Here is a 19,948-nt window from a genome sequence, read left to right as displayed (position 1 = left end):
GGACGGAGGGTTCAGGGTCAGTATGGCGACGCCATGCCGTCGCCATACTGACCCTGAACTGGCCGCTCCTAGCGTGTGGGATCGCACTGGCCACGACACCACGAGGAGCGTCGCCATGACCGAAGAGAACGAGAACCTGCCCGAGCCCGAGGACGCCGAGGCCCCCGAGGTCGTCGCCCACTCCGAGGACGACGAGGGCGAGGAGACCCCCTGGTGCGGTGTGCACCAGGAGAAGTCCCTCTCCTGAGACACGCCGCGGTTCCCGGTCTCCCCCGGTCACCGGGCGGAGACCGGGAACCTCCGGCACTGCCCTCGTCTGGACGCGGAGATCCGATGAACAAAGGTCAGCACCGGGGACCCGAGGCGCGGCCGCGCGTGATCGGCGGGGAGCGCGGCTGGTGGTTTCTGGGCCCCGGAGGAATAGCCCGCCTGAAGCCTGCTCACCTCACGCCGGAGCGCGAACTGCGCCCCCAGGCCGAACGCGCCCTGCGTGAGCGGGGGCTGTTCGCCCCGCCCGCCTACCGCAGCTACTCGTTGACGGTGCTGACCAGCACCAACTGCAACCTCGGCTGCGCCTACTGCTTCCAGAACACCGAGCAGGACGTCACCGGCGGGAGCCGGCCGCCGAGGATCGCCTCCTCACGGCTCACGTCCGGCACCATCGGTGCGATCCTCGAGTTCACCCGCCGTCGTCAGGCGGAGGCGGGCCTGGACGGCCTGGTGCTCATGCTCTTCGGCGGCGAGCCGTTGCTGAACCCCCGCGCGTGCGTGGAACTGCTGGAACGGGCCGGCGGTCTCGGGCTGCGCTGGGCGAGCATGACCTCCAACGGGACGCTGATGACCGTCCCGCTCGCCCGGCGGCTGGCCGATCTCGGCCTGCGGGACGTGCAGGTGACGTTCGACGGCGACCGGCCCGACCACGACCGCATCCGCGTGCGGCGGACGGGTGGCGGCACCTTCGACGACGTCGTCGCCGCCATGGCCGCCATGACGGCGGCCACGCCGATCAGGTGCGGCATCCGCGTCAACGTCTCCCACCACAACCATGAGGGGATCGACGCGCTGGTCGAGCGGCTCGGCCGGGACCTCGACCCCTCCCGCTGCTCCCTCTATTTCGCCCGCGTCGGCGACGTGGGGGTGGGCTACGGCAACGACCTGGCCTTCTCCGACGACATGGCGGCCCGCTTCATCCGCTGGCAGCGCCGCGCGCTGGACCTCGGCTTCACGGTGCCCCGCCCCCGTGCGCACGCCCCCTGCCAGGCGTGCTCGTACCGCGACGGCAGGTACGGCGCGGTGGTGAACGCGGACGGCACGCTGTCGAGTTGCTGGGAGACCGCGGGGAAGCCGGAATGGCGGGTCGGCACGGTCCGGGACGGCTACCTGCCGCCCGACAGGACCGCGGGCAGGTGGATCTCCTGCGAGGAGTCCTACCGGTACGACGACGACCTGTCCGAGCTGACGAGGTTCCACGACAGCGTGGACGCGGCCCTGCTCGACTACCTCAGCGCGACCGGCCGGCTCGGGTCCGGCGCGACGTGAGCCAGGGACCACCGCCGAGCCCGGCCCGGCACGCGGCCCAGCCGGCCCTCCCGGGCACGTACGCGACCGGGCGGGCGGGACACGAGGCCGGGGGCCGTGAGGCGGCGGGCACCGCGGCCCGTTATCCGGACGCGCCGCGCTCGGACGCGGCCGAGGAGTTCCACGGCACGCGCGTCGCCGATCCCTATCGCGTGCTGGAGGACCCCGGCGACGAGCGGACCCTCGCGTGGATCGCGGCCCAGGAGGCGTTGTTCCGCCGCGAGCGGGACGGCTGGCGTCACCTCCCGGCCTGGCACGCGGAACTCGTCCGCCTCAGCGGGGTGCCGCTGTCGTCCCCGCCCCGCCCGCGCGGGCGCCGGGTCTTCTTCCTCAGAAGGGAGCCGGGCGAGGAGCAGCCCACACTGTGGGTGTCGGAGGCCGGAGCGGTCCGCGCGCTGGTCAGCCCGGCGGCCATCGACCCGGGCGGCCGCACCGTCCTGGAGGCGTGGCACCCTTCGGTCGAAGGCGACCTCGTCGCCTACCAGCTGTCCACCGGCGGCACCGAGGAGTCGCTCCTCCGCGTGCTCGACGTGGCCACCGGAGCGGTGGTGGACGGGCCGACCGACCGGATGCGCCGGTCGCCGGTCGCCTGGCTGCCCGGCGGCCGGGCGTTCTACTACGTACGGCGGCTGCCGCCGGAGCTGAACCCCGGCGAGGAGCGGTACCACCGCCGCGTGTACCTCCACCGCGTCGGGTCGGATTCCGCCGAGGACGTCGTGGTCTTCGGCGACGGCAGGGAGAAGACCTCCTTCTACACCGTCGCCGCCACCCCGGACGGCCGCTGGCTGACCGTGACCGCGACGGTCGGCACCGATCCGGCCACCGAGGTGTGGCTCGCGGACCTGTCCGGCGGCCCGCTAGAGCGCCCCGCGCTGAGGCCCGTACAGGTGGGCACGCCCGCCCGCGGCGCCCTGCGGATCGCCCCCGCGACCGGGCCGGACGACCCGCTGTGGCTGCACACCGGCCACGAGGCGTCGCGGGGACGCGTCGTCGTGACGACCGCCGCCGATCCCGGCCCCGCGACGTGGCGGACCCTCGTCGCCGGGCGGCCGGACGCCGTGCTCGCGGACTTCGTGCCGCTGACCGGCCCGGAACTGCCGCGCCCGCTCGCCCTGGTGCGCTGGACCCGGCACGCGGTGTCCGAGATCACCGTGCACGACCTCGCGGACGGCCGCGAACTGGGGAGCGTGCCCCTGCCGGGGAACGGGGAGGCCGGCCCGTTCTCGGTGCGGGCCGAGGCGGGCCACGAGGCGTGGTTCACCTACTGCGACCACGCCACTCCGCCGGTCGTGCTCCGCTACGACGCCCGTACGGGCGCCACCGGGGCGGAGTGGCCGGACCCGTCCGTGCCGCGCCCCGCCGTGACCACGAGTCATGTGACCTTCACCTCCCACGACGGGACGCCGGTCCGCATGTTCGTCCTGTCCCCCGCCACGTCGCCGCACGGGGAGCCCGGCCGGCCGCGCCCGGCGATCCTCACCGGGTACGGCGGATTCGGCGTGCCGATGTCCCCCGGATACATGCCGCACGCCCTGGCCTGGGTGCGCTCGGGCGGCGTCTTCGCCGTCGCCTGCCTGCGCGGGGGCGGCGAGGAGGGCGAGGAGTGGCACCAGGCGGGGACGGGAGTGCGCAAGCAGCGGGTCTTCGACGACTTCGACGCCGCCGCCGACCACCTGTTCGCGCGGGGCTGGACCAGCCCCGGCCTGCTGGGCGTCATGGGCGAGTCGAACGGCGGGCTGCTGGCCGGCGCCGCGCTCACCCAGCACCCGGAGAAGTACGCCGCCGTCGTCTGCGTCGCGCCGCTGCTGGACATGCTCGCCTACGAGCGCCTCGGCATGGGGCCGAGCTGGCGGGCCGAGTACGGCAGCGTACGGGACCCCGACGAGTTCCGTGCCCTGCTCGCCTACTCGCCCTACCACGCGGTCCGGCCGGGGGTGCGGTATCCGCCCGTGCTGTTCGCGGTGGCGGACGCGGACACGAGGGTGGACCCGTGCCACTCGCGCAAGATGTGCGCGATGCTCCAGCACGCCTCGGCCGGGCCGGGGCCGGTGCTGTACCGGCTGGAACGCGACGTGGGCCACGGCGCCAGGGCGGCGTCGCGCAAGGCGGCGCTGCTCGCCGACGTGATCGCCTTCTTCTCGGCCCACCTGGGCCTGGAGCCGCCGGCGTGAACGTTCTGCTGTGCTCGTTCAGCGACCCCGGCTACCTCTACCCTGCCCTGGCGGTGGGGCGGGAACTGCGCCGCCGGGGCCACCGCGTGCTCGTCCTCGGCCGGTCGGGCGTCGTGCCCACGGCGCGTGCCGCGGGGCTGGGGGCGCTGGACGCGGCCGAGTACGACGGGGCGGGCGGCTTCTCCGTGGGCCGCTGGACCCACGGCGGCGAGGCGCAGTTCCGGGCGGTGCGGCACGCCGCCCGCGAGTTCCGGGCCGGCGTGCTGGTCACCTCGGTCCTCGGGCACGGCGCGTTGCTCGCGGGCGAGGCGCTCGGCCTGCCGGTCGTGGTGCTCGGCTTCGCCGCCCATCTGTGGCCGTACGCCTCAGGGGGCGAGGGGGAACCGCAGCGTGTGGTGCTGCGCGAGTGGCGGCTGCGGGAGCTACTGCGTCACTACCGGGAGCTGCGCGAGCGGATCGGCCTCCCGCCGCGCCGCGACCGGCGGCCCGACCGCCCGCTCATCGGCTCCGGCCTGCTGCTGCGCGGGCATCCCGCGCTGGAGTACCCCGGCGCCGCGCTGCCCGAGGGGGTGTGGCACGCCGGGCCGTGCTCGTGGGAGCCGGCGGCGGATCCCGGCGAGGTGGACCGGATCGATCACCATCTGGCCCGGGTGGGAAAACCGGTCGTCTACGTGCATCTGGGGCGGCAGTTCGGCGGGCGAAGCCTGTGGCCGGCGCTGAACGAGGCGTTCACCGAGGGGCCCTTCCAGGCGGTGGTCGAGCAGGGACGCAGCGGTGACCCGAGCCCCGCCGCCGGAGCGGACGTCCTCGTGGTCCGCCACCCCTGGATGGGCCCGCTGGTCGAGCGGGCCGCGCTGGTGCTCACGAACGGCACCACGTCTCCAGTGCTGACCGCGCTGCGCCACGGCAGGCCACTCGCCGTCGCACCCGCCGGGTCGGAGCAGCCGCTGCTGGCGGAGGCGTGCGTACGGGCCGGGGTGGCGGTCCGGTTCTCCGGCGGCGGCTCGCCGGGCTCGGGCGCCGCGGCGCTGGCGGCGGCCCTCGACGGCCCGCTGCCCGAGCGCGCACGGCGGCTGGGCGCCGCGCTGTGCCGGGGCGACGGCGCGGTCGCGGCCGCCGATCACGTGATCGCGGCGGCGTCCCCCATGGCCACAGGGCGGTCCGGCGGCTCCGGGGCCGGACACCGAACCGGCCCCGAGATCGGCACCGAGACCGGACAGCGGACCCGGCAGGGAATCGGACATGGGACGCACGGCGAGAGGTTCCGCGACGCGGAGCGGATGGAGGCGCACACGTGACGACGGTCCCGCCGACGCCGTTCGGCCCCGGATTCCCCGCAGATCCCTACTCGCGTCTCGCGCCGTTCCGCGAGAGCTGCCCGGTGGCCCGGGTGACGACGCCCGCGGGCAGACCGGTGTGGCTGGTCACCCGTGACGAGGACGTCCGGGAGGCGTTCCTGGATCCCCGCCTGTCGATGCGGGGCGGGCGGACCGGCCCCTACCCGCCGACGCGCCGGGCGCTGGACGTCACGCTGGTGGGGCACGACCCGCCGCACCACACCCGGCTGCGCCGCCTGGCCGCGCCGTGGCTCACACCGGTGCGCGTCGAGCGGTACCGGCCGGTCGTCGAGGCGGCCGCCGCCGGGCTGCTCGACGCCGTCGCGCGGGACGACCCGGCCGACCTCATGCGGTTCGCGCACGCCTTCTCCTTCCGGGCGATGTGCGCGCTTCTCGGCGTTCCCCAGGCCGACCGGCCGTGGCTGTACGCGTGTGCCGAGTCGGTCTTCGCCCGGCCGGTGCGCGACCGGGCCACGGCCAGGTCGAACCTCGACCGGCTCGACGCCTACTTCCACGAGCGGGTGGAGCGGCGGCGGGCGAGCCCCGGCGGCGACCACGGCGGCGACCATGGTGACGACGTGGTCTCCGCCATCGTCTCGGCGTGGGAGCCCGGCGGTCCTGTCAGCCGGGACGAGGTGGTCTCGCTCTGCGCGACGCTGCTGCTCGCCGGTTACGAGAGCACCGCCCAGATGATCGGCATGTCGATGGCCGCGCTGCTCGCCCGCCCCGAGGCGCTCGCCGCTCTGCGGGCGGACCCGGGCGCGTTGCCGCGGGCCGTGGAGGAACTGCTGCGCTTCCAGACCCCGGGGCCCTTCGGCACGATGCGGACGGCCTCGCGGGACGTGCCCGTCGGCGGCACGGTCATCCCCGCGGGCGGCCGGGTCCTGCTGTCGATCGCCGCGGCCAACCGGGACCCCGTACGGCACGCCGATCCGGACGCGCTCGACCTCGGCCGCGCCTCGGCCGCGCGGCACCTGACGTTCGGCCTGGGGACGCACTTCTGCCTGGGGTCCGCGCTGGCCCGGCTGGAGCTCACCGTGGCGCTGCACGCGATCCTGACCCGCTTCCCCCGCATCACCCCCGCGGTGCCGCTCGATCGGCTGGACTGGCGCGGCAACCACCTCAACAGGGGTCTGGCCGAGCTGCCCGTACGCCCGAAGCGCTGAGGGCCGCATACCGGGCCCATACCGCGTCCCTACTGCACGACAACCGCCGGTTGGGACGCTCGGAGCACCTGATCGACCGAAGGTGGCACATGAGCGAGCGAATCAGTAGGTGCGGTGCGTTTCGCTCAGACGAGGGGGTGGCATGAGCGAGCGGAGCGAGCCAATCAGCAGGCGTGGCGAGCTGCCGCCGCTGCGCCGTAACTTCCGGTTCCAGATGCTCTGGATCGGCGCGTCGGCATCGGAGCTGGGGACGACGCTCACCTGGGTGGCCTTCCCTCTGCTGATCCTGGCCGTCACCGGCTCGGCCGCGCTGGCCGGGCTGGTCAGCGCCTGCCGGATCACCACGAACCTGCTGATCTCCCTGCCCGCCGGGGCGTGGGTGGACCGGTGGGACCGGCGCCGGATCGTGATCGCCGCGGAGGCGGTGCGGTTCCTCACCCTGGCCGCGCTCACCATCGCCATCCTGGCCGGCCGGGTGGCGCTGTGGGAGATCGTGGCGGTCGCGGTGGTGAACGGCGCGGCCGACTCCTTCTTCAGCCCCGCCAGGGCCGCCGCGATCCGCGCCGTCGTGGCTCCCGAGCAGCTTCCCCAGGCGTACGCCCAGGAGGAGGCGCGCGGGCACGCGGCCTCCCTCGCCGGGCCGCCGCTCGGCGGTTTCCTGTTCGGCCTGGGCCGGGCCTTCCCCTTCGCCGTCGACGCGCTCAGCTACCTGATCTCGCTGGTCTGCGTGGTGCTCGCGCGGGTGCCGCGGCGCCCGGCGGAGGCGGCGGAACGGCGCGAGACCGGGATACGGGCGGACGTCATGGAGGCGGCGGGCTGGCTGTGGCGGCAGCGCGCCCTGCGTGCCGGGCTGGCGTTCTCCCTCGTGGCCAACCTCGTCGCGAACGCGCTGCTGCTGCCCGTCATCGTCATGGTGGAGGCACGCGGCGGCGACCCCGCCGCGACCGGCGTCGTGCTGGCCGGGCTGGGCCTCGGCGGCCTGCTGGGCGCGGCCCTGTCGGCCAGGATCGGGCGCCTGCTGCCGCCGGGGAAGCTCATGCTGGCCGTGGTCGGGTTCTTCGCGCTGGCCGTCTGCGCGACCGCCCTGCCGTTCGGGCCTTACTGGCCGGTGGTCCCGCTCTTCCTCGCGATGGTCGCGGTGCCGGCGCTCAACGTGGTCCTGCGCGTCCTGGTCGCCAGGCTCGTGCCGGACGCGATGATGGGCCGGTTGGTCTCCCTGTTCACCGTGGCCAGCATGGGCCTGACCCCGGTCGGGCCGCTGCTCGGCGGCCTGCTGGCGGAGTACGTCGGTGGCGCGGACGCGCTGGTGGCCGTGGGCGGCGCGCTCGCGGTGGGGTGCGCGCTGGCCTCGATCAGCCCGGCGCTGCGCGGCCTCGACGTGCCCGACTCCACGGCCGCGGAGTCGGGCGTCACGCGTACCGATGCGGGCGAGCGCGGGGCGGACGGTTCCGCGCCCTCAGCGGCGCCGGTCTCCCCGGAGCTCGGTCGCGAACCGGTGGGCGAGCGGTGACATCGTGTACGTCAAGGAGTGGGCGACCACCTCGGCATCGGTCCCGACCGGCGCGATCGACAGGACGCCCGCCTCCAGCAGAAGCTCGATGACCCGCTCGCCCGGCCCTTCGGTGCCGTCCAGCGCCGCGACGAGCTCGTCGTGGCCGAAGACCGGCCCGTCGAGCGCGCCGAGGGCGCGGAACGCGGTGCGATGCGGCCACGAGGGGTGGGCGTAGAACTCCTCGAAGCGCCCGCGCAGCGACACGTCCCCGGCGACGAACTCGTCCAGCACGCTCTGGGCCCGTTCCAGCCGTTCGGCCAGCAGGCCGAGCGGCAGGTGCCACAGGCCGGCCAGCCTTCCGCCGAGCAGGCGCAGGGCCAGGGGCGACAGCCCGTACCGCCGGAAGACCCGCATCACCGTGGGCAGGTCACCCGACACCCGGTCACGGCCGATCAGCAGGCTCAGGAACTCGACGCCCTCACTCGTGGACAGGTCCTCCAGCCCGACGCGCGCCACCGACTCCAGACCGCTGAGCCTGCTCCGGCTCGTCACCAGGACTCTGCTCGCCGAGGTGCCGGGCAGCAGCAGGCGTACGTTCGACTCGTCGGGCGCGTCGTCAAGGACCAGCAGCACCTTCCGGTCGGCGAGCCAGGACCGCCAGACGGAGGCCAGCACGTCGTCCTCGCACACCCCCGGGACCTCCAGCCCCACGGCCTGAAGGATCTCCCGCTGGATGTCCGCGGCCGGCCTGGGGGCGCCGTGGCGCCGCAGCGGGATCACCACGGCGCCGTCCGGGTAGCGGGAGGCCAGCATGTGCGCGACGTGCACGGCGAGGGCGGTCTTGCCGGTGCCGAGCCCGCCCGTGATCACGGTGACGGGCACGGGCTCGTCCAGGACGCGCCGCACCTCCGCCTCGCGGCCCACGAAATCGTCGATGTCGCGGGGCAGCCGGTTCGCCAGGGCGCGTACGGGCCGGGGGCGGGCGCCGCCGGCCGGGGCGGGAGGCCGCGCCGGCGAAGGCCCGTCACCGCGGAGGATGGTCTGGTAGAGCTGCCTGATCACGGGGCTGGGATCGATTCCCATCTCGGCGGCGAGATGGCGGCGCAGGCTCTCGAAGTGAGCCAACGCCTCGGCGGCGCGGCCGCATCGCGACAGTGCGATCATCCTGGCCGCGGCGACGCGCTCGCGGGCGGGATACCGTCCGGCCACGAGGTCGAGGGGGCCCAGGGCCTCGACGTGGTGGCCCAGCTCGATCTCCAGCTCGACCCAGTCCTCGAAGGTCGACAGGAAGAGCTCGGTGAAGCGGCGCACCTCCGCGGACACGAGCGGGACATGGCAGAACTCCTCCAGTGGCCGATCCCGCCACAGGTGGACGGCGTCGCTCAGCGAGGCGGCAGCGGCGGCGAGGTCTCCGCTCCGGACGGCGGCGCGTCCCGACCTGCCCAGTTCCAGGAAGCGCAGCAGGTCGAGCTCCTCGCGGTCGGCGCGCATGCGGTAGCCCCATCCCTGGAAGCTGATCCGGTCGCCCACGATCTTGCGGAGCGCCGACATGTAGACCTGCAGGTTCTTTCGTGCCGTACGCGGCGGGGTCTCGCCCCAAAGCGAGTCGATCAACTGGTCCGACGGGATGACCGCGTTCGCGTGGCACAGCAGTATCGCCAGGAGGAGCCGCTGTTTCGGTGCGCCGATGACGGCCCTGCCGCCCGCCACGCGGACCTCCAGCGGGCCGAGTATCGAACAGTGCAGTCGCGGCGAGATCACGTCACCCATGGCGCTTCCCTTGGTCCGGGTCTCCGTTGCGGCCTCGGTCACCGGCAGGAGCCGCGTGCGCGAGTGCCCAACAGGAGGAAATCGACGAGTTCGAGCGGCGATGGCGGCCCGGCGTTCCCGATGGCCTCCAGGTGGAGCGTCCTTGTCGCGAGAGCCGCGGCCGTGGAGACCGCGAGACCTCCGGCCTTGGCCTCGAACCAGCGCCAGTCGCCGTCGGCGTTGACCTCCAGGAACACCACCTCGCCGTCGCTGAGCAGCAGGTCGAAGGCGCCGTAGGTCAGCCCCCACAGGCTCGCGAGCATGCGTACGGCGTCGGCGGCCGCGGGTGGGGTGGCGACCGGCGTGACCGTCACCTCTGCCTCCTCCCGCCAGGGCGAATCGGGGGCGCGCTTGCCGACGGCGTAGGCGTGGACGGCGCCGGCGACGTGGTAGACCCGCAGCTCGGCGTCGTGCTCGACGTATTCCTGCACGATGACCGGGTAGTCGAGGACGGGCCGGCGCAGGGCCTCCGCACGGGACGCGATCTCGGGGAGCACCCCGGTCAGGAGCCCGGGCGCGGTCTCGACGAAGTGCTCCCCGACGACCTTGATCACGACCCTGCCGCCCGGTATTTCGGCGGCGGCCGCCGCCGGGTCGGTGGTGACCACCGTTCTGGGGACGCTGATCCCGGCCGCCGCCGCGTCCGCGAGCTGCTCCAGGCGGCCCGGCCGGCCGCCGGGCAGGCTCGCCGGCGCGAGCGAGCAGAGCTGGCTGACGAACGCGTGCCAGGACTCGGCCCGCAGGAGGGTCCGCGCGGGAGCCGCCGCCGCGGGCATGGTCCGGGGGGAGAAGTGACGGGCCCAGACGACGGTCGGAACGATGCGGCGCCCGTCCAGGTCGAGCACACCGCACGCCCCGCCTCCGAGGACCCTGCCTCCGAGGACCCTGCCTCCGAGGGCCCCGCCTCCGAGGGCCCCGCCGTGCTCCGCCGCGGTGCTGTCCGCCGTGAAGCCGGGGACCGTCGTGGTGGACAGCCGCAGCGAGGCCACGCTCTCGGCGTCGATCCGTACGCTCGGCACGCCGAGCCGGTGCAGGGTGTCCTGGAGAACGGCGAACTCGGCGCAGCCCGCGCGGTCGGCCAGCACGACGCAGGGCGTGGCGTCCGCGGCCGGCCCGGTCTCCGGGAGCCGCCACGACACCGAGCCCGGCGATCCGCGTAGGTCGACGGTGAGGTGCGAGCGGCGCGATCGGCCGGGCCGGGCCGGTCCCGGGACGCCGATGGCGCTCACCAAGGCGTGACCGCGGTTGTGCGCGGTCCGAATCCGACATTTCGCCCCGGCGATGCCTCCGCCGGTATCTTCATCGCGACCATGCACATAATGCATCAGTCAACGGCGGCCCCGGTTTGTTGTCAATAGAGCCAGATATACGCAATCGCTAGGTTTATGGGGATATGTATGAACCGATATTTGTCCAGGTCAACGCGATTCGTGTCCGGAAAGCGAGAGGTGTCGGAAGCCCTGTCTGCTGTTGCGTGAAGACGCCCAATTTGCGGTCGGCAGCAATTCCCGAATTGGGGCGCGCCACCGCCCTTCATGAATCACCGGCCGCTGTGACCACCGTGGCCGGCGGCCGTTTCGAGCCCGTACGTAAACTGGGATGCGCTCGTGCGGAAGCCGCTCCCCTCGACCGTCGCCCGGCCCTGCGGGACAGGCCGGGAGACAAGACCGGGAGACAGGGCCGGATGCGTGGTGAGGAGGACGGCGTGAGCCGGCGCGTACGCGGCGAACAGGAAGAGGCGGACCTGCCGGTCGACCCGGACACGGACCTCCGTTACGAACGAGACGCCTCCCGCCGTCCGGCGACTCCTGCCCGCCGGCGCACGTGGGACGTGCTCGCGATGATCGCCCTCGGCGGCGGGGCCGGGAGCGTCGCCCGATATCTCGTCGGCCGGGCGTTCCCCGCGACCCCCACCGGATTTCCCTGGGGGACGTTCCTCGCCAACGTCACCGGCTGCCTCGCGCTGGGGGCCCTCATGGTCTTCGTCCTCGACGTCTGGCCGCCGCGCCGCTACGTGCGCCCGTTCCTCGGGGTCGGCTTCCTCGGCGGTTACACGACGTTCTCCACTTTCGCGGCGGAGATCGTGGACAGGGCGTCGCGCGGCGCGTGGCCGATGGCCGGCGTGTACGCCGCGGTCAGCCTGGCCGCCGGGCTGGTCGCGGTCTGGTGCGGCATCGTCCTCGCCCGCGCCCTGGCGGGCCTCCCCGTACGGCGTCGCGGGAGGAGGGACGCATGAGACCGCACAGCCCGGCGCAACGACTGACGATCCTGATAGGGGAGAGCGACCAGTATCGGCACCGGCCTCTGTACACCGAGATCGTGCACCGGGCGCGCACGATGGGCCTGGCCGGGGCGAGCGTGTTCCGGGGCATCGAGGGCTTCGGCGCCTCCTCCCGCATTCACACGAGCCGCCTGCTGTCGCTCAGCGAGGACCTGCCCGTCGCCGTCGTCATCGTGGACGTCCCGGAGAAGATCAGCGCGTTCCTGGCGGAGCTGGACGAACTGGTGACCGAGGGCCTGGTGATCGTCGATCCCGTGGAGGTCCACCGCTATGTGGGGCGTGAGGAGCGGTGATCCTCCTGCTGGTGTTCCTCGGCGGCGTGGTCGGCGCGCCCGCCCGCTACCTGGCCGACCGGCTGGTCCAGCGCCTGCACGACAGCGTGTTCCCCTGGGGCACGCTGTCGGTCAACCTGGCCGGGTCGCTCGTGCTCGGGCTGCTGCTCGGCGCGCGGGACGGCCTCGGGCTGCCCGCCGAGACGCTCACCCTGCTCGGCACCGGCTTCTGCGGCGCGCTCACGACGTTCAGCACGTTCGGTTTCGAGACCGTACGGCTGCTGGAGGAGGGCTCGGTCCTGGAGGCCTGCCTCAACGCGCTCGGCAGCCTGGTCCTCGGCGTTCTCGCCGCCGCCGCCGGATTCGCCCTGGCCGCCCTCCTCGCCTGAGGCGCCACCGGCGAGCCGGAGGGCTCGCCGGTGGCGCGGCGGGGTCAGTGGTGCCCGTGCCCGTGGCCGTGGTCGTCGTGCTTCTGGGTCCAGGGGCCAGTGATCGCGAAGACGTAGCCGGGGCTCTGGATGTTGGCGAACAGGATGCGGCCGTCGTCGCTGAACGTCGGGCCGGTGAACTCGCTGTCGTTGAGCTCGTTGCGCGCCATCGGGTAGGGAGCGCCCTTGTCGGTCACGCCGACCAAATGCGACAGTCCCTCGCCGTCCTCGGCCAGGATGACGCCGCCGTACGGCGAGACGGTGATGTTGTCCGGCCCGTCGTAGTTCGTGTCCTGCTCCGGGTCGGGGTTGACGCCGAAGATGGTCTTCAGCGTGACGGTCTCCGACTCGGGGTCGTAGAACCAGACCTGGCCGTCGTGCTCGTTTACGCTGCCGTCGTCGTGCCGCGCGAAGCTGGCGACGAAGTACGCGCCGCCGTCGCCCCACCAGGCGCCCTCGAGCTTGCGGCTGCGGGTGACCTGGTCGTCGGCGAACTGCTTGCGCACCGAGGTGGTCTTGGCGTCCCGGTCCGGCACGTCGACCCACTCGACCTTGTAGCGGGTGCCCGGCTGGGTCGCCTCGGACAGGTCGGCGATGTGCCTGTTGCCCTTGCGGCACCGCATGGCCTGCAGCTTCCCCGCGGTGTCGCCGCCGGGGCCGAGGGCCAGCGCGCGCAGCGCGCCCTTGCGGCCGCGGAAGCCGTGGGGCGGGGTCCAGCGGAAGTACAGGCCGTTCGGGCCGCTCGCGTCCTCGGTCAGGTAGATCTCCGAGTTGCGCGGGTTGACCGCGACGGCCTCGTGCGAGTAGCGGCCGAGGAACTTCAGCGGCACCGGGTCCTTGTTGGCCTCGCGGTCGAACGGGTCCACCTCGAAGACGTACCCGTGGTCCTTCTGGTACGCGCCGCCGGCCCGCTGCTCGGTCTCCTCGCAGGTCAGCCAGGTGTCCCACGGCGTGATGCCGCCAGCGCAGTTGTTGTGCGTGCCGGCCACGCTGACGTATTCGCGGACGCGGTTGCCGTTCCTGTCGACCTCGATGGTCGTCGTGCCGCCCCTCGCGCCGGGGTCGTAGGTGAGGCCCGGCAGGGCGGGCACGCCGTACGGCTCGCCGCCGCCGATCTCGTGGTTGTTCACCAGCACCCAGCCGTCGCGGCCGCGGAAACAGCCGGTGCCGTCGGCGTCGCTGGGGGTCGGCTCGCCCGACTCCAGCACGGTCTTCCCGGCCTGGGCGACGATCGTGTAGGAGAAGCCCTTCGGCAGGGCCAGCAGACCGGCGGGGTCGGCGACGACCGGGCCGTACCCGATCGTCTTTCCGGCCCCCGCCTGGGCCGCTCGGGCGGCGGCGGGACCGGCGATCGCCTCGATGCTGCCGGCGATGGCGATGCCGAGACCGCCGGCGGCGGCCGAGCGGATGAGATCGCGGCGGGAGAGGGAGGAACTCACAGGCGTACCTTTCGGTGCTTTCGGCAGGCCCTGTGATCCCATTCCTCCGCTGTGAACCCCTCCTTCCTGAAAACGGACGCGAGGGTGAACACGTCGCGACGATCTCAGAAAGGCATATCCCGCCCGGGCGTCACTTCGCCAGGAAGGCGATGAGCGCGTCGGTGACCTCCTGCGCGTGGGTCCACAACAGGCCGTGCGGGGCGCCCTCGATCTCGACGTACTCGGCCTGGGGAAGCGCCCGGTGGAACGGGCGGCCGGTGGAGTCGATGGGCAGGATGCGGTCGGCGGTGCCGTGCACGATGAGCGCGGGCACGTCGATCTTCTGGACGTCGGCCCGGAAGTCGGTCGTCCATGTGGGCACGCACGCCGCCGAGGCGTACCACGAGGCGCCCGCGGCGGTGTTCCAGTTGGCCCGGACGACCTCCTCGCTCAGACGGGTGCCGAGGTTCTCGTCGGTGTTGTAGAAGGCGTTGTAGAAGTCGGTGAAGTAGGCGTACCGGTCCTTGGTCACGGCCTCGAGGATGCCCTCGAACACGCTGCCGTCGACGCCCTCCGGGTTGTCCTCCGTCTTGAGCAGGAACGGTTCGAGGGAGGCCAGGAACGCCGCCTTGGCCACCCGGCCCGAGCCGTACGTGCCGAGGTAGCGGCCCACCTCGCCGGTGCCCATGGAGAAGCCGACGAGGATCACGTCACGCAGGTCGAGAGTCTCCAGCAGGGTGTTCAGGTCGGCGGCGAAGGTGTCGTAGTCGTAGCCGACGGTGGGCTGGCTCGACCGGCCGAAGCCGCGGCGGTCGTAGGCGATGACGCGGTAGCCGGCGTCGAGCAGGGCCGGGATCTGCTTCTCCCACGAGTGACCGTCCAGCGGGTAGCCGTGGATGAGCACGACCGGCTGCCCGCTGCCGTGGTCCTCGTAGTACAGGTCGATGTCGGTGCTGTTCTCCTGGCCGACGGTGACGTACGCCACGGCGTGCTCCTTCTGATCTTCGCTGCGATTCCGCAACCGGTTTCGTGGTACGCGCTAGAGACTAGACCACGATTAACTTGTGCGCAAGGTAATTGTCTACGATGAACTCTGCGATGAACCACGGGATGAGCGGGCCGGTAAGACCACGAAGGTGCCGATGACGTCGCGGCACGTGGAGAAGGGCGGTGCCGGCCCTCAGCCCCGCCGGCTCGCGTACGCGGTGACGTTCTCGGTCAGGCGGCGCAGTGTGGCGAGCGTGCGGGTGAACTCCTCGGGATCGAGCGCCATCGCGTCGCCGACCGCGGCGAAGACGCCGTCACTGCGGCCCCGGAGGTCCGCGCCCTCCTCGGTCAGCGTGATCTGCACCGTGCGCTCGTCGTCGGCGCGGCGCTCCCGGCGCAGCAGGCCGTTGGCCTCCAGGCGCTTGAGCAGTGGCGTCATCGTGCCGTAGTCGAGGTGCAGCGCGGCGCCGAGTTCCTTGACCGTGACGCCCTCCTCGGGACCGTCCCACAGGACCAGCAGGACCAGAAACTGCGGATAGGTGAGGCCCATCTCGTCGAGTAGGGGCCGGTAGAGGCCGGTGACGGCACGGGAGGCCGCGTAGAGCGCGAAGCACATCTTGTCGTCGAGGACACGGGGGACCCGCTGCTCACTCTGTGTGCTGGTCATCCTTCCACTGTAGGAGCCTGGCCCGCTATCCGCACGTGGACGGTCCAATCGGGCACGAGGTGTTCCGGAGGCGTGACCCGGCGCCTGCCGGGTCACGCCGGCCCGTCAACGGCACCGGTGCAGCACCCGGGGGGGTGGCGCAGTCCGTGGTCTCCGCGCCGGCCCGCGCGTCGAGGCCGAGGTCGAGGTCGAGGTCCACGGCGAGGCCCAGGCCCAGGCCGAGGCCCACGTCGGCCCTCGCGTCGAGATCCAGAGTGGCGGGGGTGGCGGCCCTCGGCGTGTCACAGCCGCAGTCGGCGAACGCGGGCGCGGCGGTGAGCAGGCCCACGCAGGTCAGAGCGGCCAGGGGCAGAAGGCGGATAGGGCGGTGCATGCAGATTCCTCATCTCAGATGTCACTCAAAGTGCTCGATCGTCACTCTTCGTATCCGAAGATCGGTAGCGGCAAACTCAGGGCACTCCCGGCCGGACACCAAAATCCCGTGTGAGAACGACCGGCGAAGCGGCCATTGCCCCCCGGAGAGCCGGGGCGTACCGTCGAACACGTGGCCGTTATCCACAAGGAGCGCGTGGCGTGGGACAGCGCGAGGGTGTTCGTCGCGGCCGCCACGGACGACGTCTATTGGTGGCTCGGTGAAGCGCTCGGGCGCCATCTCGGGCAGAGATACGCGCTCGACCTGACCGGCACCCGCCGGCGCCTGCAACGGGAAGACGCCTCGCGTGCCGGCCGGGCGCACGAGGACGCGCTGTCCGCCGAGGTCGCCGCCTGGCGGGCCCGGATCGAGGACGTCCTGACGGAGTGTCCGGAGATCGCCCCGGTCCTGCGGCAGGTGATCGAGGAGACCGGCCGCCGCCTGCCCCGCTGACCATCCGCCGCCCGCCGGACACGTCAGTGCCGCACACGACGGAGGCCGGGTCGTCCACAGGCTGTGGACGACCCGGCCCCGTAACCCTCAGCGGAAGCGCCGGAGCCTGAGACTGTTGCTGACGACGAAGACGCTGGAGAACGCCATCGCCGCCCCGGCGATCATGGGGTTGAGCAGCCCGGCGGCGGCCAGCGGCAGGGCCGCGACGTTGTAGGCGAAGGCCCAGAACAGGTTGCCCTTGATCGTGCGCAGTGTCCGCCGCGACAGCCGGATCGCGTCGGCCGCCACCCGCAGATCACCCCTGACCAGGGTCAGGTCGGCGGCCTCGATGGCCGCGTCGGTGCCGGTGCCCATGGCGAGCCCGAGGTCGGCCTGGGCGAGCGCGGCGGCGTCGTTGACCCCGTCGCCGACCATCGCCACGGTCCTGCCCTCGGCCTGCAGCCGCTTCACCACGTCGACCTTGTCGGCCGGCAGCACCTCCGCGATCACCTCGTCGATGCCCACCTCGGCGGCGACGGCGCGCGCGACCGCATCGTTGTCGCCGGTCAGCAGCACCGGCGTGAGCCCGAGCGCACGCAGGTCCCCGATCGCCTCGGCGCTGGTGGGCTTGACGACGTCGGCCACCACCAGCACCGCGCGGGCCGAGCCGTCCCAGCCCACCGCCACCGCCGTACGGCCGGCGGCCTGCGCCTCCCGCAGAGCCCGCGTCAGGTCGGCGGGCAGGTGCTGGGACCACTCGGCCAGCAGCGCGGGCCGTCCCACCAGGACGGCGTGGCCGTCCACGATCCCCTGGACGCCGAGGCCCTCGACGTTGGCGAAGTCCTCCGGCGCGGGCAGGACGCCCACCCGCCCGGCGGCCCCCCGGGCGATCGCCTGCGCGATCGGGTGCTCGGAGGCGTGCTCCAAAGCCCCGGCCAGCCGCAGCACCTCCTCGGGGTCCTCCCCCTCGGCGGCCACGACGCCGGCCAGCGTCATCTTCCCCTCGGTGACGGTGCCGGTCTTGTCGAGCACGACCGTGTCGATCGCGCGGGTCGACTCCAGCACCTCGGGACCCTTGATCAGGATGCCGAGCTGGGCGCCGCGGCCGGTGCCGACCAGCAGCGCGGTCGGCGTGGCCAGTCCCAGCGCGCAGGGGCAGGCGATGATCAGCACCGCCACCGCGGCGGTGAAGGCCGCCTGGGCGCCCTCGCCCGTGCCGAGCCAGTAGCCGAGCGTGGCGGCCGACAGCGCGATGACGATCGGTACGAAGACCCCGGAGATGCGGTCGGCCAGGCGCTGCACCTCGGCCTTGCCGGTCTGGGCCTCCTCCACCAGCCGCGCCATCTGCGCGAGCTGGGTGTCCGACCCGACCCGGGTGGCGCGCACGACCAGCCGGCCGCCCGCGTTCACCGTCGCGCCGGTGACCGCGTCACCGGCCCGCACCTCCACCGGGACCGACTCGCCGGTGAGCATCGAGGCGTCGACCGCCGAGGTCCCCTCCTCGATCACGCCGTCGGTCGCGATCTTCTCCCCCGGCCGTACGACGAAGCGGTCGCCCACCGCCAGCTCGCCCACCGGGACGCGGACCTCCCCGCCGTCGCGCAGGACGGCGACGTCCTTGGCGCCGAGTTCGAGCAGCGCCCGCAGGGCCGCGCCCGCCCGCCGCTTGGATCGGGCCTCGAAATAGCGCCCGGCCAGGATGAACGCCGTGACCCCGGCCGCGGCCTCGAGGTAGATGTCGCCGGAGCCGTCGCCGCGGGAGATGGTCAGATCGAACCCGTGGGTCATGCCCGGCATGCCCGCGTCGCCCAGGAACAGCGCCCACAGCGACCAGCCCAGCGCCGCGATCGTGCCCAGCGACACGAGCGTGTCCATCGTGGCCGCGCCATGGCGCAGGTTGGTCCAGGCCGCCCGGTGGAACGGCAGGCCGCCGTACACGACGACCGGGGCCGCGAGCGTGAGCGACAGCCACTGCCAGTACGTGAACTGCAGGGCGGGGACCATCGCCAGCGCGATCACCGGTACGGCGAGCGCGACGGAGACGAACAGCCGGGTGCGCAGGGAGGCGAGCTCGTCGGCGGGCTCCTCGGGGGTCTGCTCCGGCGTGGGCGGCGCGGGCAGCGTGGCCGTGTAGCCGGCCTTCTCCACCTCCGCCACCAGCGCCTGCGGGTCCAGGTCCACCGGGAAGGACACCTTGGCCTTCTCGGTGGCGTAGTTGACGCTGGCGGTCACGCCCTCCAGCTTGTTGAGCTTGCGCTCGATCCTGTTGGCGCACGACGCGCAGGTCATGCCGCCTATCGAAAGCTCGACCGCGCCAGTAGGCCGGTCACCGGTTGTCGCCGGCATCACCACTCCTTTCTCGCGTCATGCTGTCAACGGCTGTGCCCGGCCGTCTCCGCGTGAACCGTGAAGGCGGCCGTGCGGACGGTTCCCTCGTGTTTGAAGTCGAGGAACAGGCGGTAGTCGCCGCCGCTCGGCGCCGACGCGGCGAAGGTCACCCCGGCCGCCGGGGTCGTGCCCTCCTCGGGGTGCACGTGCAAATAGGCCAGGTCGCCCGCGCGGATCGCGACGAGGTGGCCGTAGGCGCCCAGATAGGGTTCGAGGTCGCCGACCGGCTCGCCGTCCTTGCTCACCGTGAACACGAGCTTACTCACCCGGCCGGGCGCGAGGTCGCCCGCCAGCGTGACCGTGTATCCGTCCACCCGCGCCGTACGATCCGGTGCCGGCAGCGGCCGGGGCTCGTAAGGGCCCGGGGCGTTCAGATCGGTGCCGAGCGTCAGATCCGGCCCGCCCTCGGGGGCGAAGTCGGCGTACGCGCGGTAGGTCCCGGCGGCCGGCAGAGTGAGCCGGACCGTCCAAAACCCGTCGCCGGCCTCCTCCGGGTGCAGGTGCCAGAAGCCGCCGAGGTCCCGGGAGACCACGATGAAGTGCAGCTTCTTTTCGTGCTTCACCTGGTAGCGGGTCACCGGCGCGCCGTCGGGCCCGGTGACGGTGAAGCGGAAATCGGTGGCCTTGCCCGGCAGGAGCGTCGTGGTCAGCGGGACCAGCGTGTAGCCGTCCTGGCTGATCTGCAGACCCGCCGGCACCGTGGTGGCGGCCTCCTCGGCCTCCTCGGCGCCCGTGTGGGCGTGGCCGGCCGCCGGCTCGGGGTGACCGTGGACGGGCCGCGGCTGCGTGCGCGGGGGCTCGCCGGCGCCGAGCGCGGTCCCCGCCCCCAGGGCCGCAATGAAGATCACCCCGAGGCCCGCGGCGTACGCGCCGAGCCGGGCGGAGGTGTTCACGAGACGCCCGCCACGTCATATCCGGCCTCCCGGACGGCCGCCACGATGGCCGCGTCGTCGACGCCGTCGTCGGTCTCGACCGTCAACAGGCCGGAGGCGAGGTCCACACGCACGTCGGTCACGCCGGCGACCGCGCCCACCTCCTCGCTGACCGAGCTGACGCAGTGGCCGCAGGTCATACCGGTGACGGTGTAGGTGGCGGTCATGGCGATCACTC

The 19,948-nt window shown here is 73.1% G+C and carries 19 protein-coding genes; 10 read left to right on the top strand and 9 right to left on the bottom strand.

The genetic code is table 11. The annotated features are described in order from the left end of the window. Nucleotides 1-115: 115 nt before the first annotated feature. The 6 genes from AB0O28_RS03410 to AB0O28_RS03385 all read left to right on the top strand — a co-directional run bounded on the left by AB0O28_RS03410 (nt 116) and on the right by AB0O28_RS03385 (nt 7,762). Nucleotides 116-247, top strand: a complete 132-nt coding sequence (locus AB0O28_RS03410; protein WP_363635771.1) for a hypothetical protein — start codon at nt 116-118, stop codon at nt 245-247. Between the two features lie 86 nt (nt 248-333). Next, complete coding sequence (locus tag AB0O28_RS03405; RefSeq protein WP_363635769.1) at nt 334-1,539, top strand: radical SAM protein; 1,206 nt, start codon at nt 334-336, stop codon at nt 1,537-1,539. After that, nucleotides 1,536-3,749: a prolyl oligopeptidase family serine peptidase gene (locus AB0O28_RS03400; RefSeq protein ID WP_363635767.1), complete on the top strand. Its 2,214-nt coding sequence runs from the start codon at nt 1,536-1,538 to the stop codon at nt 3,747-3,749. The genes AB0O28_RS03405 and AB0O28_RS03400 overlap by 4 nt, the downstream gene beginning before the upstream one ends. Then, nucleotides 3,746-5,047 (top strand): hypothetical protein, encoded by a 1,302-nt coding sequence (locus AB0O28_RS03395; RefSeq protein ID WP_363635765.1) that lies wholly within the window; start codon nt 3,746-3,748, stop codon nt 5,045-5,047. The genes AB0O28_RS03400 and AB0O28_RS03395 overlap by 4 nt, the downstream gene beginning before the upstream one ends. Next, on the top strand, nt 5,044-6,252 hold the full coding sequence (locus tag AB0O28_RS03390) for a cytochrome P450 (RefSeq protein ID WP_363635763.1): 1,209 nt from the start codon (nt 5,044-5,046) through the stop codon (nt 6,250-6,252). Before AB0O28_RS03395 ends, AB0O28_RS03390 begins: the two co-directional genes overlap by 4 nt. Before the next feature lie 142 nt (nt 6,253-6,394). Next, a complete protein-coding gene (locus tag AB0O28_RS03385) occupies nt 6,395-7,762 on the top strand; it encodes an MFS transporter (protein WP_363635761.1) in 1,368 nt (455 codons plus the stop codon). On the opposite strand, the gene AB0O28_RS03380 is transcribed toward AB0O28_RS03385, so the two are convergent. Both AB0O28_RS03380 and AB0O28_RS03375 read right to left on the bottom strand, forming a co-directional pair. Further along, complete coding sequence (locus AB0O28_RS03380; RefSeq protein ID WP_363635759.1) at nt 7,709-9,514, bottom strand: BTAD domain-containing putative transcriptional regulator; 1,806 nt, start codon at nt 9,512-9,514, stop codon at nt 7,709-7,711. The two genes, AB0O28_RS03385 and AB0O28_RS03380, sit on opposite strands and share 54 nt — an antisense overlap. A 38-nt stretch (nt 9,515-9,552) precedes the next feature. Then, entirely contained in the window at nt 9,553-10,782 is a 1,230-nt protein-coding gene (locus AB0O28_RS03375; protein WP_363635757.1) for a hypothetical protein, read from the bottom strand. Between the two features lie 476 nt (nt 10,783-11,258). Between AB0O28_RS03375 and crcB (AB0O28_RS03370) the strand changes: the two genes are divergently transcribed. From crcB (AB0O28_RS03370) to crcB (AB0O28_RS03360), 3 genes are read left to right on the top strand one after another with little or no spacing between them, the layout of a single operon-like run. Continuing rightward, the gene (gene crcB / locus AB0O28_RS03370; RefSeq protein ID WP_363635755.1) at nt 11,259-11,789 is read left to right on the top strand and encodes a fluoride efflux transporter CrcB; all 531 of its coding nucleotides are present in this window, start codon (nt 11,259-11,261) and stop codon (nt 11,787-11,789) included. Further along, a complete protein-coding gene (locus AB0O28_RS03365; RefSeq protein ID WP_363635753.1) occupies nt 11,786-12,127 on the top strand; it encodes a DUF190 domain-containing protein in 342 nt (113 codons plus the stop codon). The genes crcB (AB0O28_RS03370) and AB0O28_RS03365 overlap by 4 nt, the downstream gene beginning before the upstream one ends. Beyond that, nucleotides 12,124-12,495 (top strand): fluoride efflux transporter CrcB, encoded by a 372-nt coding sequence (gene crcB / locus AB0O28_RS03360; RefSeq protein ID WP_363635751.1) that lies wholly within the window; start codon nt 12,124-12,126, stop codon nt 12,493-12,495. The genes AB0O28_RS03365 and crcB (AB0O28_RS03360) overlap by 4 nt, the downstream gene beginning before the upstream one ends. 44 nt (nt 12,496-12,539) lie before the next feature. On the opposite strand, the gene AB0O28_RS03355 is transcribed toward crcB (AB0O28_RS03360), so the two are convergent. From AB0O28_RS03355 to AB0O28_RS03340, 4 genes are all read right to left on the bottom strand, one after another. After that, nucleotides 12,540-13,973 (bottom strand): alkaline phosphatase PhoX, encoded by a 1,434-nt coding sequence (locus AB0O28_RS03355; protein WP_363635749.1) that lies wholly within the window; start codon nt 13,971-13,973, stop codon nt 12,540-12,542. Nucleotides 13,974-14,103: 130 nt separating this feature from the next. Continuing rightward, nucleotides 14,104-14,937: an alpha/beta hydrolase gene (locus AB0O28_RS03350; RefSeq protein WP_363635747.1), complete on the bottom strand. Its 834-nt coding sequence runs from the start codon at nt 14,935-14,937 to the stop codon at nt 14,104-14,106. Nucleotides 14,938-15,132: 195 nt separating this feature from the next. Then, nucleotides 15,133-15,606 carry a MarR family transcriptional regulator gene (locus AB0O28_RS03345; protein ID WP_363635745.1) on the bottom strand — a complete coding sequence of 158 codons (474 nt, stop codon included), beginning with the start codon at nt 15,604-15,606 and terminating at the stop codon, nt 15,133-15,135. 25 nt (nt 15,607-15,631) lie between these two features. Beyond that, nucleotides 15,632-15,979, bottom strand: a complete 348-nt coding sequence (locus tag AB0O28_RS03340) for a hypothetical protein (RefSeq protein ID WP_363635743.1) — start codon at nt 15,977-15,979, stop codon at nt 15,632-15,634. 171 nt (nt 15,980-16,150) lie between these two features. On the opposite strand from AB0O28_RS03340, the gene AB0O28_RS03335 reads away from it, so the two are divergent. Next, entirely contained in the window at nt 16,151-16,471 is a 321-nt protein-coding gene (locus AB0O28_RS03335; protein ID WP_363635741.1) for a hypothetical protein, read from the top strand. 87 nt (nt 16,472-16,558) lie between these two features. Here AB0O28_RS03335 and AB0O28_RS03330 read toward each other — a convergent pair whose 3' ends face one another. From AB0O28_RS03330 to AB0O28_RS03320, 3 genes are read right to left on the bottom strand one after another with little or no spacing between them, the layout of a single operon-like run. Further along, a complete protein-coding gene (locus AB0O28_RS03330; RefSeq protein ID WP_363635739.1) occupies nt 16,559-18,796 on the bottom strand; it encodes a heavy metal translocating P-type ATPase in 2,238 nt (745 codons plus the stop codon). 26 nt (nt 18,797-18,822) lie between these two features. After that, nucleotides 18,823-19,731 carry a hypothetical protein gene (locus AB0O28_RS03325; protein ID WP_363635738.1) on the bottom strand — a complete coding sequence of 303 codons (909 nt, stop codon included), beginning with the start codon at nt 19,729-19,731 and terminating at the stop codon, nt 18,823-18,825. Beyond that, a complete protein-coding gene (locus AB0O28_RS03320) occupies nt 19,728-19,937 on the bottom strand; it encodes a heavy-metal-associated domain-containing protein (protein WP_363635736.1) in 210 nt (69 codons plus the stop codon). The genes AB0O28_RS03325 and AB0O28_RS03320 overlap by 4 nt, the downstream gene beginning before the upstream one ends. Nucleotides 19,938-19,948: the final 11 nt, after the last annotated feature.

It is taken from the genome of Microbispora sp. NPDC088329 (assembly GCF_040685655.1).
Taxonomy (GTDB): domain Bacteria; phylum Actinomycetota; class Actinomycetes; order Streptosporangiales; family Streptosporangiaceae; genus Microbispora.
The sequence above is the reverse complement of the archived record's forward strand: the minus strand, read 5'-3'. Positions and strand labels throughout refer to the sequence as shown.

Bases quoted from the DNA above. Each gene is read 5' to 3' on its own strand.
- AB0O28_RS03410 (WP_363635771.1), top strand. From the start codon at position 116: ATGACCGAAGAGAACGAGAACCTGCCCGAGCCCGAGGACGCCGAGGCC.
- AB0O28_RS03405 (WP_363635769.1), top strand. From the start codon at position 334: ATGAACAAAGGTCAGCACCGGGGACCCGAGGCGCGGCCGCGCGTGATC.
- AB0O28_RS03385 (WP_363635761.1), top strand. From the start codon at position 6,395: ATGAGCGAGCGGAGCGAGCCAATCAGCAGGCGTGGCGAGCTGCCGCCG.
- AB0O28_RS03380 (WP_363635759.1), bottom strand. From the start codon at position 9,514: ATGGGTGACGTGATCTCGCCGCGACTGCACTGTTCGATACTCGGCCCG.
- AB0O28_RS03365 (WP_363635753.1), top strand. From the start codon at position 11,786: ATGAGACCGCACAGCCCGGCGCAACGACTGACGATCCTGATAGGGGAG.
- AB0O28_RS03345 (WP_363635745.1), bottom strand. From the start codon at position 15,606: ATGACCAGCACACAGAGTGAGCAGCGGGTCCCCCGTGTCCTCGACGAC.
- AB0O28_RS03340 (WP_363635743.1), bottom strand. From the start codon at position 15,979: ATGCACCGCCCTATCCGCCTTCTGCCCCTGGCCGCTCTGACCTGCGTG.
- AB0O28_RS03330 (WP_363635739.1), bottom strand. From the start codon at position 18,796: ATGCCGGCGACAACCGGTGACCGGCCTACTGGCGCGGTCGAGCTTTCG.
- AB0O28_RS03320 (WP_363635736.1), bottom strand. From the start codon at position 19,937: ATGACCGCCACCTACACCGTCACCGGTATGACCTGCGGCCACTGCGTC.